This window comes from Telluria sp. AIW5 (assembly GCF_056680575.1).
Map to the genome: position 1 here is coordinate 2,056,401 of NZ_CM155289.1, position 13,677 is coordinate 2,070,077.

Annotated in this window: 11 protein-coding genes; 10 read left to right on the forward strand and 1 reads right to left on the reverse strand. The window is 52.6% G+C overall.

Going from position 1 to position 13,677, the window contains the following annotated elements:
- Positions 1 to 18: 18 nt before the first annotated feature.
- Positions 19 to 1,023 carry a fumarylacetoacetate hydrolase family protein gene (locus tag AC1MEM_RS09075; RefSeq protein ID WP_499476730.1) on the forward strand — a complete coding sequence of 335 codons (1,005 nt, stop codon included), beginning with the start codon at positions 19 to 21 and terminating at the stop codon, positions 1,021 to 1,023.
- Between the two features lie 372 nt (positions 1,024 to 1,395).
- Here AC1MEM_RS09075 and AC1MEM_RS09080 read toward each other — a convergent pair whose 3' ends face one another.
- Positions 1,396 to 2,589: a hypothetical protein gene (locus AC1MEM_RS09080; RefSeq protein ID WP_499476731.1), complete on the reverse strand. Its 1,194-nt coding sequence runs from the start codon at positions 2,587 to 2,589 to the stop codon at positions 1,396 to 1,398.
- A gap of 536 nt (positions 2,590 to 3,125) precedes the next feature.
- Here AC1MEM_RS09080 and AC1MEM_RS09085 point away from each other — a divergent pair.
- From AC1MEM_RS09085 to AC1MEM_RS09125, 9 genes are all read left to right on the forward strand, one after another.
- A complete protein-coding gene (locus AC1MEM_RS09085) occupies positions 3,126 to 4,250 on the forward strand; it encodes a polysaccharide biosynthesis/export family protein (RefSeq protein ID WP_499476732.1) in 1,125 nt (374 codons plus the stop codon).
- Positions 4,247 to 4,684 (forward strand): low molecular weight protein-tyrosine-phosphatase, encoded by a 438-nt coding sequence (locus AC1MEM_RS09090; RefSeq protein WP_499476733.1) that lies wholly within the window; start codon positions 4,247 to 4,249, stop codon positions 4,682 to 4,684. Before AC1MEM_RS09085 ends, AC1MEM_RS09090 begins: the two co-directional genes overlap by 4 nt.
- A 47-nt stretch (positions 4,685 to 4,731) precedes the next feature.
- Positions 4,732 to 6,966, forward strand: a complete 2,235-nt coding sequence (locus AC1MEM_RS09095; RefSeq protein WP_499476734.1) for a polysaccharide biosynthesis tyrosine autokinase — start codon at positions 4,732 to 4,734, stop codon at positions 6,964 to 6,966.
- A complete protein-coding gene (locus AC1MEM_RS09100; protein ID WP_499476736.1) occupies positions 6,932 to 7,189 on the forward strand; it encodes a hypothetical protein in 258 nt (85 codons plus the stop codon). Before AC1MEM_RS09095 ends, AC1MEM_RS09100 begins: the two co-directional genes overlap by 35 nt.
- Positions 7,190 to 7,510: 321 nt before the next feature.
- Complete coding sequence (locus AC1MEM_RS09105) at positions 7,511 to 8,833, forward strand: oligosaccharide flippase family protein (protein ID WP_499476737.1); 1,323 nt, start codon at positions 7,511 to 7,513, stop codon at positions 8,831 to 8,833.
- Positions 8,814 to 10,070, forward strand: a complete 1,257-nt coding sequence (locus AC1MEM_RS09110) for an O-antigen ligase family protein (protein ID WP_499476738.1) — start codon at positions 8,814 to 8,816, stop codon at positions 10,068 to 10,070. Before AC1MEM_RS09105 ends, AC1MEM_RS09110 begins: the two co-directional genes overlap by 20 nt.
- Positions 10,067 to 11,230 (forward strand): glycosyltransferase family 4 protein, encoded by a 1,164-nt coding sequence (locus tag AC1MEM_RS09115; RefSeq protein WP_499476739.1) that lies wholly within the window; start codon positions 10,067 to 10,069, stop codon positions 11,228 to 11,230. The genes AC1MEM_RS09110 and AC1MEM_RS09115 overlap by 4 nt, the downstream gene beginning before the upstream one ends.
- 45 nt (positions 11,231 to 11,275) lie before the next feature.
- Positions 11,276 to 12,418 (forward strand): glycosyltransferase family 4 protein, encoded by a 1,143-nt coding sequence (locus AC1MEM_RS09120; RefSeq protein WP_499477611.1) that lies wholly within the window; start codon positions 11,276 to 11,278, stop codon positions 12,416 to 12,418.
- Positions 12,418 to 13,659 (forward strand): glycosyltransferase family 4 protein, encoded by a 1,242-nt coding sequence (locus tag AC1MEM_RS09125; protein WP_499476740.1) that lies wholly within the window; start codon positions 12,418 to 12,420, stop codon positions 13,657 to 13,659. Before AC1MEM_RS09120 ends, AC1MEM_RS09125 begins: the two co-directional genes overlap by 1 nt.
- Positions 13,660 to 13,677 lie beyond the last annotated feature (18 nt).

A 13,677-nucleotide genomic window follows, 5' to 3' on the forward strand; every position in this document is an offset into this window, starting at 1 on the left:
AGAATTGATTAAGTCGCAATGAAACTTGCAAGCATCAAGGATGGCAGCCGCGACGGTCAACTGGCCGTTGTCGCGCGCGACCTGAAAACCGCGCACATCGCCGACGCCATCGCGCCTACCATGCAGGCCGCGCTCGACGACTGGGCCTTCATCGCGCCCCAGCTGGAAGCCCTGTACGGCCAGCTGAACGCGGGGCAGGCGCGGCGCGCCTTCGATTTCGACCCAGGCACTTGCATGGCGCCGCTGCCGCGTGCTTTTCAATTGGCAATTGGTGCTGCCTATCTCAAGCATGTCGAACTGGAGCGGCGCGCACGCGGCGCCGACATGCCGGCGTCCTTCCGCGAGGAGCCGCTGATGGTCCAGGGCGGCAGCGATGAGCTGCTTGGCCCCCACGACAATATCGTGTTGGCGCACGAGGAGTGGGGCATCGACTTCGGGGCCGGGGTGGCAGTGATCACGGACGACGTGCCGATGGGCGCCACGCCCGACGAAGCGCACAGCCGTATCCGGCTCGTCATGCTGGCCAACGAGATAGCGCTGCGCAATTTGATTCCCGACGAACTCGCCAAGGGTGGCGGTTTCCTGCACTCGAAGCCGGGAGCCGGTTGTTCGCCGGTGGCGCTCACGCCGGACGAGCTGGGGGAGGCCTGGCGTGGCGGCAAGGTGCACGGGCGGCTACGCTCGACCTGGAATGGCACGCTCGTCGGCCAGCCAGATGCCGGCGTCGACATGGCCTTCAATTTCCCGCAACTGATCGCGCACTTGTGCAAGAGCCGCAGGGTGCGCGCCGGCACCATCGTCGCCTCGGGCACGGTGTCGAACAAGGAGAATGCTCGCCGCGGGGAGCTGGCGCCCGGCTATTCCTGCATCGCCGAGCAGCGCTGCCTGGAGATGATTGCCGGCGGCGTGCCGAGTACGCCCTTCATGCGCTTTGGCGACACGATCCGGATCGAGATGCTGGACGAGAAAGGGAAGTCGGTGTTCGGCGCGATCGAGCAGACGGTAAAACAGCCGGGGAACTAATTCAAGTAGCCAGGAAAGGAAGCGTTCGCTTGGCCGGCCCAATCGATAACCCGTTCACGGTCAAGGAATCCATTCAATTGCAAACCGCGTCACTCCGATAAGACTTATAAGCAGACGTCAGGAAACAAGGGCAGAAGTTTCGGGTAACCTGGATTTTATGCGCGGTTTATCGTTAAAGTCGTCAGATTGCTCCTGTTGAATCCGTCATTCGCAGCCTTTGCAATCGGAAATCGTCAAACCGACCAGCGCTGGGCTAAATAAAAAGCGATAGAACCCGTGCTCGTCCGATCACCACCATGGGCAGCAGTGTAATTTGCTAGCGCTGACCGGTGTTCTCCTGAACGATATCGGCCTGGCTATCACCACCGGCGCTCAGCGCGAGGACCAGAAATCCGTGTCCGCATCGGTACCGCGCAGCGGGACCTGCACCGGGCGCAGCAAGCGCCGCACCGCATTCGCCGTCCGTAGCCGCCCATCGGCCTCGTGCACGCGGTACCAGAGAAACGCGACGCCCGACAACTGCAGATGTTGCCCTGTAAACAGGTTGTCCTTCACCAGCGTCAGCCCCTCGAGCCGTAGATCGAAGTCCAGCACCAGTGCGTCCTGCACCCGCTGCGCATATCCCAGGTAGCGCGCGGCATTGTAGAGCGGGCTTTTTTCGCTCGCTTCTCCAACCTTGAGCGACTCAACGAAAGTAGCCGCCGCCTTGAGCAGCTCTTGCGCACCGTCCGCCACGCCTGCCAGTTCCCTCTTGACGTCGCCCTTGGCCGCATCGGCGAGCCGCTCGATCACCGCGATGCGGCCGGCGTTCTGCCCGCGCAGCAGTACTATCGCGCGCACCCGCGCCACCAGCGCCGCATGCTGCGCCGGATCAAGCTCGCCCAGGTAACCGCTACCGAGGCCCGCCAACTTGCCTGGGCAGGTCTGCGCCAGTGCGGTGGTGAACAGCTCGCGCGCGCCACTGCCATAGGCGATGCCCTGCGCCGTCATGTCGGTCTTGAACAGCGACGTGATATCCGCCAGCGACTTGACCACCGCCGGCACTGCCGCCAGCACCACCGCAGACAAGGGCGCCGCCCGGGTTCCGGACGGCGTATGTCGGTCGATTACTTCCTGCAACTGCCTGGCCTGTTGTTCCAGGCTGCGATTCATGTGTTCGAGTCCGTCGTTGACGATGCGCGCCGTGACCACGCCCTGGGTGGACAGCGGATCATGGATGACGGCCTTGCCCATAGCGGGCAGGGCCGCGCACACTTCTGGCGCCAGTTCGCGCGCCAGATCGAATGCCTTGACCAGGCCAGCCGCGCCAAACTTCGACACGTCGATTTCTCCCGCCAGCGCCTTGCTGGAAGCGGGCGGCAAGCGCGCCAGCAACTCCGCGCGCTCGGCCTCCGCACTTGCCTTGCGTATCTCTGCCTCGCGCTGGGCGAGCAGGGCGTCGGCATTGGCCTGGTAGATCTTCAGGTCGAGCGCCGCCTTGATCGCGTCGGTCTCGGCCTTGGTCTGGGCCAGGGCAGGGGAGACAGCAAGCAGCAGGACAAGAATGAGCGGATGGTGCAGTGCCATGGGAGGCTCCAGGGAACGGTGTGCGGACTCTATCGAGTTTGCTGTCCTCAGGAAACGCAGCCGTTGCGGGCTATCAATTTAATCGAAGCACTGCCATGATCGTCGCAATTTTATGGCGCAAAAACGACAAACTAATGCCATGGTGAGTTACACGAATTAGTTACATTTCGTGATTATTTTATGTAAAAAAATGGCACGAGTATTTCATTTTTTATATCGAAAATCCTTTATTCCCAGGAAATATCGAGCGCCCGACAATGACTCTGCCGGGACAGGCGCCGTTCCGCGTAACAGATCCACCATAATCCGTTGAAATAACTGTACTTACCGTTGTATTTGCCTCTGTTCAGCCTGACAACCCATGACCCTAAATTCTTGGTCTGAGGAAAATCCGTGTGTACAATGCGGACTTCGTTGGTTGTCGTGTCCTTTTCCGCTCTCTTGCATTGCAACAGTTCGCTGGTAAAAGCAGGACCGTATTAAAGAAACCAGCATCCGTCAAACGCAAGCCTGTAGAGTTACCGGAAAAAAAATTGATGTCTGCCACCCGTTTTAGGGCGCTGAAGCTGGTCAGCTTCGCCGCCGTGCTTCCCTTTATTGTTACCGGCTGTGCCAACATGGAGCCGGGCATGCGGATCGACGTGGATCGCGTGCCGAGCACCCATAGCGCCCCGATGCCGGCGCCCGTGATCAAGCTGATCACGCCCGACCTGATCCGCGAAGAGCGCATTGCCAAGGCGCAGAATACGGACCAGCGCGTGCAAGCCCTGTTCGGCGAAGCCAGCCCCTATGTGATTGGCCCGGGCGACCTGCTGTCGGTCCTGGTATGGAACCACCCCGAGCTGAACATTGCTGCAGCCGGCGCCCAGGCCCTGACCAACTCCGGCGCCCAGTCGCCGGCCGCATTCGTCGTTGACAGCCAGGGCATGATCCAGTTCCCCTACGTCGGCCCGATCAAGGTGTCCGGCATGACGGAGCTGGAAGCGCGCAGCCTGCTCTCCAAGCGCCTGCTCGCGTCCATCAAGGATCCCGACCTGACCCTGCGCGTGCTCGCATTCCGCAGCAAGAAGGTCTATCTCGACGGCGACCTCAAGGCGCCGGGCAGCCAGGCAATCGACGACGTGCCGATGACCCTGCTCGAAGGCGTGAGCCGCGCCGGCGGCTTCCTGCCGACCGCGGACCAGAGCCAGGTGATCGTGGCGCGCAAGGGTGTTTCCTATCCCGTCAACATTCCCCAGCTCGTGCAGCAGGGCGCCGACATGTCGCGCCTGATGCTCGCGCCGGGCGACGTAGTGCGCGTGCCGAGCCGCGATGAGGGCAAGGTGTACGTGCTGGGTGAAGTGACCCGTCCCGCAGCCCTGCCCATGTACAACGGAAAGCTGACGCTCGCGGCCGCGCTGGGCGAGGCCGGCGGCTTGAACCAGTTGAGCAGCTCCGCCCGCCAGGTGTATGTGATCCGTGGCGCCAACCAGCCCGAGCCAGTGGTTTACAACCTGGACGCCGGTTCGCCGGTGGCGCTGGCGATGGCCGAGGGATTCGAGCTCAATCCACGCGACGTCGTGTACGTCGATGCCGCCGGTCTGGCACGCTACAACCGCGTGATCAGCCTGATTCTCCCGAGCGCGGCAACGGCGGCCACGTCGGTCGGGCAGTTGAAATGATGAACAACATTCTCGTGGTTTGCATCGGCAATATTTGCCGGAGTCCGATGGCGGAAGCGCTGCTTCAGCGCGCGCTGCCTGCGTGCACCGTGCGCTCCGCTGGTCTGGGGGCGCTGGTCGGTCAAGGCGCCGACGCGCACTCAGTCGCGCTGATGGTCGAGCAGGGAGTTGATATCAGTGGTCATGTGGCCCGTCAAATTTCGCAAGCAATGGTAACGGACGCCGACGTCATTTTTGTTATGGACCTCGAACAGAAGCGTCATGTCGAAGGGCAGTACCGGGGCGCGCGCGGGAAGGTTTTCCGCCTGGGCGAGACGGCTGCCGTCGATATCCCTGATCCCTATCGCGAAGGTATCGAAAGTTTCCGTCACGCGCACAGTTTGATTGTCGACGGCGTTCAGGCATGGGCAAAACAGATTGAGCAGATTGGCTGATACCTTACGCTGTCGCTTCCACGTCATTTGAATTATTCAGAGAATCTATGAATCAAACGGTTTCAACCACCCATCCGAGCACTGTTCAGGTCGCCGAGCATGACGACGACTCAATCGACCTTGCCGCGTATCTGGACTTACTGATCGAAAACCGCTGGTTGATCGCAGTCGTCGCGTTGTTTGTTACCGCGCTGGGCACTGCATACTCCTTCATTGCAACGCCGATTTACCAATCAAATATTCTCGTCCAAGTCGAGGATGGAGGAAGCTCATCATCCGCAATGATGCTTGGCGATCTTGCAAGCGCATTCGAGATGAAGTCCGCTGCAACCGCAGAGATCGAAATCCTACGTTCAAGGTACGTCGTCACGCAAGCAGTGACGAACGCCCAGCTTGATCTTACAGCCGCACCAAAACGTTTCCCTCTCGTGGGTTCGTGGATCGCGCGAGGCAAGACTGAAGTATCGGATCCGGGCCTGTTCGGTCTCGGCGGTTATGCATGGGGCGCGGAGAAGATCCGTGTATCGACGTTCGTCATCCCTGCGCGATTCGAGGGCCAAAAGTTCCTTCTTACTGCAATGGGCGGCAACACCTATACCGTTACACACGACGATTCCGGATTGACGGGTACCGGCCGGGTCGGCGAAACGCTAGTGATCAAGAATGCGGACGGCGACTTTAAGCTGCACGTAGACCAACTTGCAGCCAAACCGGGCGTACAGTTTGTTCTTGCCCGCGCGCCTATGCTGGAAACAGTTGAGCAGATGCAACAATCGCTCACAATTGCAGAGAAGGGCAAGCAGTCAGGCGTCATTGGCGTGTCGTTGGAAGGTAGTGACCGGATAAAAACAGCTGCAACCTTGAACGAAATTGGTCAGGTTTATATTCGCCAAAACGTCGAGCGGAAATCGGCAGAGGCTGAAAAGTCGCTAGTCTTCCTGGAGAAGCAACTTCCAGAACTCAAACGCAATCTCGAGCAGGCTGAAGCTACTTATAACCAGATGCGAAATCGCCGTGGAACGGTTGATCTGGGCGAGGAAGCGAAGTCCATCTTACAACAGTCAGTACTCTCGCAAACCAAGCTTATTGAGCTGAAGCAGCACCGTGACGAGTTGCTGACGCGCTATCAAGAATCCAATCCGCTTGTTAAGGCTGTAGAACAGCAAATGCGTACCCTGAACAATGAAATTGGCTCGGTCAACAATCGCATCAAGAATATGCCATCTATCGAGCAGGATGTGCTACGTCTTACTCGGGATATAAAAGTAAATACCGAACTATATACATCTCTATTGAACAGCGCACAGCAACTGAAACTGGTAAAAGCCAGCAAAGTCGGCAACGTCCGTCTGCTGGATGAAGCCGTAGTTCCACTTCGCCCAGTTCGCCCGCAACGCCCACTCCTGATTATCACGGCTATGTTGTTGGGAATTTTTGCGGGTGTCGCATGTACGTTCATCCGCAGATCGTTCTTCGGCGGTATTGAAGATCCTACTGAAATCGAGAGGATGCTTGGGCTCACGATCAGCGCAGCGATCCCCCACAGCGCTAGACAAGACGCTTTGTACACCGAAGTAAAAGCAGGCGCCACGAAAGTTTCGGTGCTCGCAAAAGACGATCCAACCGACCTTGCCATTGAAGGCCTACGTAGTTTCCGAACGTCGCTCCAGTTCTCGATGTTGGGTGCAAAGAACAAAATTGTCATGATCACTGGCCCTACGCCAGGCGTCGGAAAGTCCTTCGTTTCCGTCAACTTCGCTGCGGTCCTCGCCGCCGCTGGGAAAAAGGTCTTATTGATCGATGGTGACCTTCGCAAGGGCTACCTGCAGCGCTATTTCGGACTGCAGCGACGCGGCGGGCTTTCGGAGGTAATCGCAGGTAAAACTACATTCGCCGACGCTGTCCACAAAAACGTCGTGGAAAACGTGGACTTCCTTTCGACTGGTGATTTCCCTCCACAGCCTTCAGAGCTTCTCGAGCACGATAATTTTGCAAAGTTCTTGCAGGAAGTGGCGCACGAATACGATCTCGTCGTTATCGATACAGCGCCAATTCTGGCTGTCACTGACGGCATGGTCATCGCTCCGCATGTTGGCACTATTTTCAACGTAGTGCGTGGCAATGTCAGTACGATGGGCGAAATCGAAGAATCAGCAAAACGCATTAAGCAGGCCGGTTACAACGTGGCAGGCGTGGTCTTCAACGACCTGCGTCACCGTATGGGAGGATATGGGTATGGTTCCAAGTATGGAAAATACCGTTACGCTCAGTATAAATACTAAGAATCAGAACGCAACTTTCGGGTGTTCAAAGCGAGCACACCGTTACCGCCTGAATGCGATGCCAAATACAGAGTTAGAAAAATATCCTCTTCGCCAAGCAAATATCGCCGTCATCGTTGTCGGATATGTGAGTCTTCCTCTTGCCGTTGAATTTGGCATTAAGCGCAACGTGCTTGGCTTCGACATCGGCAAAGCTCCTTTCGCCGAGCTTCGCTCCGGTTAAGACGGCACCCTCGAGGTGCGTCCAGACGAGCTAGTTGACGCATATTCCGACGTATCATTTAATTTACGGGTTGTCCGAAGCTTTATCTTGGTCCCACGACCGTGGAACCGGCCGACATGTCGATCAGTTAATTGGATAATACAATTATTACCCCTATCGTGCGATTAAGCACAGTATCGGAAAACGACGTCGAAAGCGAACCTACGGCGGCGTTTCTGCTTATAGTAAAATCTTTCGCGTAATAAAAACGCATCTTAGTAGATGAGCTCGCTTTTAATTCGAGAAGCGCACTCTAGCGATCAATTATCTTAATAATCTAATATGTCTCTTCGCGACGCGGTATCATTGCTGATAAGCCCTGGCCGCTTTAGAACCGGCATTTTTTGGTCGATGATGGGCGCAATATTCGGGCGCGGTTTAGGACTTGTATCCTCAATTGTTATCGCAAGAATATTGGATAAAGACATCTTCGGCGAAGTTGGGATGATTCAAAGTACTGTTGCGATGCTTGTCGTCGTTGCCGGCTTTGGAATGACCCTGACGACCACAAAGTACATTGCGCAATTTAAAGAAGCCGATTCCATTCGCGCTGGTCGGTTTATCGGAATGGCACTCCTACTTTCCGCCACTTTTGGCATCGTTTTGTCTCTGCTCATCTATTTTTTCGCGCCATGGATAAGCCAAGCTATAGGGATGTCGGAATTTTCGAGGATATTACGTTATACCTCGGGTTTGTTGGTTTTCGCTTCCCTAAACAACGTTCAAAACGGAATAACCCTGGGGTTCGGTGCTTTCAAGCTGAATGCAAAATTATCTCTTATTTATGGGCTAGTTACGCTCCCGATTACAGTGGCCGGGGCTCTGCTAGACGGCCTAGACGGAATAATTTTTGGACTTGTTTTTTGTGGATTTTTAAATTGTATATTAACTTATCGCTCTATTAGTAAACTATGTTTACAAATGGCTATTCCCATAGATTTTAGAAATTCATTTGCAGAACGAAGGGTTATCGCAACATTTAGTATTCCTTCTTTAGTAAGCGGATTAGTAGTGGCGCCTGCAATTTGGGCCTGTAATGCAGTTTTAGTGGCGCAGAAAAGCGGGTTTTCCGAAATGGCGATGGTTAACATCGGGTATCAATGGCGAACGGTTATATTATTTTTCCCGGCTGCCATAAGCAATATTCTTCTCCCAACGTTGTCTGCAATGACGATTGATGGTAGGCCCAGCGAGTTAAAAGGATTAATTAAAAACAACGTATTTTTGACTGGTATGATCGCTTTTGTTATGGCATCACTTGTTTCATCGTTTTCCCCATTGTTAATGAGCGCCTATGGTCCACAGTATCGCGATAGCTGGGCAGTGTTAGCACTTATCGCGTTTTCGACCATTCCAATGGCGGTTTCAAATGCATTATCGCAAGCGATTACTAGCTCGGGTAACATGTGGGCGCTAGTTCTTATGGATTTCGCTTGGGCTGTATGCATTATGTTATTAACGCTGGCGCTTGCCGAACCGTTCGGAGCTCTAGGACTAGCGTCGGCATACCTTATTTCTTATGTACTTTACCTATTTTTCCAATGGTCGTATATGCGGCGAAATGAGAAATTCCTGACGAGGAAAAATGTTAAAAATTTCGGGTAGCTTTCTCCTGTTTCTATGTATCCCAGCCGCATTAATTTGGTTCCCGATCGCGAGCCTCCCTGGTGTCGGCAACGTCACTGCAAGCGATGTGATACTCATTTTTCTATGGATTTTGGTGCTCGGTCGACTCTGGTTCATAAGAAAAATACCAGCGACGTTCAGAATTCCAATAAAAATTCTATTGCTTGTTCTCTGTCTCGGCCTTTTAAGCAGTTTTGGCAGTGTGGTATTTGGCGGAAATGTAGGGCCGATGGCTGAGATGGCGATTTTCATGAAACGGTTTGGGTTGGCTGCAATTCTACCAGTTGCGCTGGCTATTATGAATTCCGAAAGATCTATACGGACATTAAAATATGAAATGCTTGCTGGTCTTGCGGCGCTTTTTCTCTTTTCAATCTTTCCGGAACTCCAGATTATCTTGCCGGTTCACACTAACACAGACCTTGCATTCGACGAAATGTTTGGAAATCGTGCAACCGGGCTAATTTCTAATCCTAACGATTTCGCGTATATATCTATTTTACTTGCTGCAGGTGTGACGGCTACAAGTTTGTTGAAACGACTACGTGGTGTAGACGCTGTTCTAATGTGGGCCGCAATAGCATTAGGCGGGGTAAACGTTGTGCTATCAGGAAGTCGTTCTGCTGTATTAGGGGTCTTTGTCGCAGTTGCCTATTGGATTTCCGGAGCCAAGATTTCCCGCGGAAAAAAAATAGGCATCATAGTTGTGCTTGCCGCAGTTGCGTTCATAGGTACAGCTTTTAATGCTACGTTCGAGGAACGTATGACTCGTGCTCTTCAGCATGGCACGAACGAGGATAATATTTCATCGCGACTAGATGCGCAATATATCGCATTGGTTACCGCCATCCAGAACTTAGCTGGTGTTGGGTATTCAAATTTTCCGAAAGCAACTCAACCATTAATGGCGAATTCAGCGATTTCCAGTTTTGAAGGATCAGACAGCATTTATTTTGATACATTTCTCGGGGCTGGAGTCATGGGGGTGGCGATTTTATTTCTTATCTATAAAGCTTGTTGGAAAAATACTGCTGTAACTCAGCAGAGGCAGAACGGCGCATCGCGGGTTTTGCGTGCTGCATGCCTAGCGGTTTTTGTGTTCGGAACTGCAACAATCGCGCCAATTTCTGTATTTGTAGCCCCAGTCTTTTTTATGGTCGTTGGCCTAGGCTATGCAATTCGCACTAATATTCCTATTCGTCGGGAAGATGTATGAAGATAATAATTTGCACGACATTTAACATTCCTCATGTGGGAGGCGCTAGTACCCATATCGAGCTGCTCCGCGATATGCTTCTTAAAAAGGGCTTCCAAGTTATTCTAGTTAGTCGTAATGATATCCGTACTAGCTTTACCGAAAAATTAGCCTATTTCGTGCATAGAGTACTTAGCAAGGATGCGGCCCGTGTCAAACTGCTGCGAATGACAGTGCGCCGGCTAGGAGAACAGATCAACAAGGCAGTTGCCGACGCGGGCCCGGATCTCCTCGTTCATTCGCATGATCCTCTTGCGACCTGTGCTGCAGCGCGTGCATTTGGGTCGGCCTTTCCTATCGTCCAGACCGTCCACGGTCCTTGGTCCAATGAAAGCGGCACGGTCTCCAACTCTAACGATGATTCCCTAGTCGCCGAGATATCGCGACTTGAAATTGAGGCCTTTAGAGTTGCGAACAAGATAATTCCAGTAGACAGCGGCCAGGCGGAAATTTTGAAAAGCCTCGCTGTCAATGAGACTAAAATTTGCGTAATTGAGAACGCTGTCGATATGACGGAACTGGCTGCTACGGGCCGGGACCTGCCAGCAATAGACCTTCCCACTAATTTCTTTTTGGTTCCGCGGAGACTTGTTCCTAAGAACGGTGTCGAATTCGCAATTCGTGCAATTGCTCTCATCAAGAAAAAAGACGTGATGTTAGTAATTGCAGGCGGCGGTCCACTGTTCCGTTCCCTTGTAGAGCTTTCAACGACGCTAGGGGTAAGTGAACGCATCAACTTTATGGGGGATGTTCCGCGCGACCGCCTTCTGTCCATTATGAAAAGAAGCACTGCAATCGTTGTCCCTTCCGTGCCATATAACGGAATAGTTGAAGCCACTTCGTTAGCTGTGCTCGAAGGAATGGGCATAGGTGTCCCCGTCATCGGATCTGGAATCGGCGGAATACGCGACATTATTGTCGACGAGCGTTACGGGTTACTCACGCAGGCAGGTGACCCTCAAGATATCGCTGCAGCGATGGAGTCGGTTCTAGATCAGACGGAAGAAATACGCACGAGGTTAACCAGGAACGCAAGAGAGCGTGTCGAAAGCACTTTTGGTGCAGATAAATGGGCCTCAAAAATCGTTGAAGTATATAAGATAGCTACCTCAAAGAACTAAGCAATAGGAGCAGGGATGGACAAAATAAAGGTGCTTGTACCATACATGCTAGCATATGAGGGAGGGGTACGTCGGGTACTCCAGGAGGCATTGCCGAGGCTGAGGAAGGATTCGAGAATACATTTGGTTTACGCAGAACTCTGCCGGAATGATCGGGATATGGATAATTTGGAAATGGCAGGAGTATCTGTTGACCGAAAAGTTGGCATACGCGGATCCGGAATATTTTCTTTCCGCAGGGGAGTTTATAGGGGCTTCGATCTTTTGATTTGTCTGCCGCGTATTACTGCTCTAATTTTTCGCTTAAAGAACGTACTCCTGCATTACGATGTAGTATACGTACATAGTTATCGCGATCTTTTGCTAGTAGCTATAGCGTTAACTTTGGGGGGGGCTGCGAATCGGCCGCGGCTAATTTGGCACTGCCACGGTGCGGATAAAAGACAGTCGTCCGTGTACTCGTGGGCAATACGAAAGTGTGACGTTATTATGGCAATTTCACACAGCGTGCAGAAAAAGCTTATCGTACTTAATGCTGTGAAGCAAAAGATAAGGCTGATATACAATGGTTCAACAGTTAGTGCTCATTGCAGTGTACAAACTGCTCTGGAAAAGGAACTGCCGGAATATGACGATGAGCATTATATCGTTCTCTTACCTTGCGCATCAGTTCGAGAAAGCAAGGGTTTACACTTGGCAGTTGCGGCTATGGGTAAGCTACCTGATAATGTGCACCTTTGGATTACCGGATCTAAGGATGACCCGGCGTGTGCGCTCTTCTATAAAAAATTAATGAAAGTCGTTTCTGAGCTCGAGATTTGTGAGCGGGTCCATTTTATAGGCCTACGCCGAGATATACACGCTGTTATGCGCAAAGCAAACGTAGTTATCGTACCATCTCTAATCGATGAAGGATTTGGTTTGGTCGCAGCTGAGGCGATGTTGCTAGAACGACCGGTGATTGTGTCGAATCGCGGAGCGTTGCCTGAAGTTGTTCCGCCAGGATGCGGAATGATTTTTGATCCTGCTGTTGAGGACGATCTAGCGAAGAAAATTTCGCAAATTATGACGGATGATGTTCGGTCCCGTGAAATGGCACGTTCTGGCCTGACTTGGGCACAGGCCAGCTATTCCTATGAGAACTGGACGGAAAATGTGATCAATACATTTATGGATGTGGTTACGTAATGACGGTTGATAGCTTTTCCAATATGAAAATTATTGTGGCCTACACTAGTGATCAGCGTCTTTACGAGGGGCCAGGCGAGAAGTGGTATTCCGCTACTGCGGTACCGCTAGACGAAATTCTCAAATCTTTTCCCGATTGCGTTCACACTTGGCGGTTTTTTGGAAGAATCTGCCCACTCCCAAGTGGTCAGCACGGTTTGAGCGAAATTGTGTTTCCCGCTAGAGTGAAAGTGGAGATTTTTGGTCCGCGAAGCAAAACACAGGGTGTTATTGGATACTTCAGAAATTTTATTCAGTTCCGAACTGAGCTAACGAGATGCGTAAGCGGCGCGCATATCATTTGGGGGAAGCAAGCGTTCGTTGCGACGATTCTAGCACTTTCTCGAAAACGTGTGAACTCGTATGTGGTAACACAAATGATTGGGGATCCGGGAGACACCATTGCTCTTCGAGGTGGAGTGTTTTGGCGAACTGTGGCTTCCATTAGCAGGGTTCTTAACCGGCTTATACTTCGGAACGCAGATGTGTGCATTTTCGTCTCCGAGGCTTTGAAAAATAAATATTCATTGCATAAAAAGAAGAACGTGGTTTTGCACGAGGGGAGGGTTCGGCTCGATCAAATAGCAACAAAGTTGCCAGAGAAAAATATTACGACGAGCTCGCTCCTATATGTTGGACGTCTCTCCCCTGAAAAGGGTGTGGATATTCTAATCCGTGCTTTGGCTTTGGTGACGGAGTGTCCTGGCCTTAATCTTCGCGTAGTCGGTGACGGCCCGGAGCGGGCTCGACTCGAGGAACTGGCCAATAACTGTGGCGTGCGCGCGAAGGTTGAATTCGTTGGAAAAATTGAGTGGGGCACACCACTGTTCAGTGAAATGTCGGCTGCGATTGCCTTAATTTTACCGTCCTATACTGAAGGACTTCCTTTAGTGATTTTAGAGTGCCAAAGTCAAGGTACTCCTGTAATTGCTTCGTCAGTTGGCGGGGTGCCTGAATGCCTCATGGGGGGGCGCGCTGGCGTACTGGTGCCGCCCGGCGATGTCCAGGCGCTTGCTTCAGCCATTCGCCGTTTAGTCTTAGATAAAAAGTTAGCCTCCGAATTGGCATTGTGCGGATTGCAGCAAGCAAAAAAAAATGCAACTGAGGCTCAAAGAGAGTTGGCGACGGACATATTTACCGATGGCTTTGGGAGGTGGCTCACGCAAAAAGGAATTGGTGAAAAAAATTCCCCTGAGGGGTAAATCAATGCCTTCTTTATG

Bases quoted from the DNA above. Each gene is read 5' to 3' on its own strand.
- AC1MEM_RS09085 (WP_499476732.1), top strand. From the start codon at position 3,126: ATGTCTGCCACCCGTTTTAGGGCGCTGAAGCTGGTCAGCTTCGCCGCC.
- AC1MEM_RS09080 (WP_499476731.1), bottom strand. From the start codon at position 2,589: ATGGCACTGCACCATCCGCTCATTCTTGTCCTGCTGCTTGCTGTCTCC.
- AC1MEM_RS09095 (WP_499476734.1), top strand. From the start codon at position 4,732: ATGAATCAAACGGTTTCAACCACCCATCCGAGCACTGTTCAGGTCGCC.
- AC1MEM_RS09075 (WP_499476730.1), top strand. From the start codon at position 19: ATGAAACTTGCAAGCATCAAGGATGGCAGCCGCGACGGTCAACTGGCC.
- AC1MEM_RS09100 (WP_499476736.1), top strand. From the start codon at position 6,932: ATGGAAAATACCGTTACGCTCAGTATAAATACTAAGAATCAGAACGCA.
- AC1MEM_RS09120 (WP_499477611.1), top strand. From the start codon at position 11,276: ATGCTAGCATATGAGGGAGGGGTACGTCGGGTACTCCAGGAGGCATTG.
- AC1MEM_RS09110 (WP_499476738.1), top strand. From the start codon at position 8,814: ATGTTAAAAATTTCGGGTAGCTTTCTCCTGTTTCTATGTATCCCAGCC.
- AC1MEM_RS09115 (WP_499476739.1), top strand. From the start codon at position 10,067: ATGAAGATAATAATTTGCACGACATTTAACATTCCTCATGTGGGAGGC.
- AC1MEM_RS09090 (WP_499476733.1), top strand. From the start codon at position 4,247: ATGATGAACAACATTCTCGTGGTTTGCATCGGCAATATTTGCCGGAGT.
- AC1MEM_RS09105 (WP_499476737.1), top strand. From the start codon at position 7,511: ATGTCTCTTCGCGACGCGGTATCATTGCTGATAAGCCCTGGCCGCTTT.
- AC1MEM_RS09125 (WP_499476740.1), top strand. From the start codon at position 12,418: ATGACGGTTGATAGCTTTTCCAATATGAAAATTATTGTGGCCTACACT.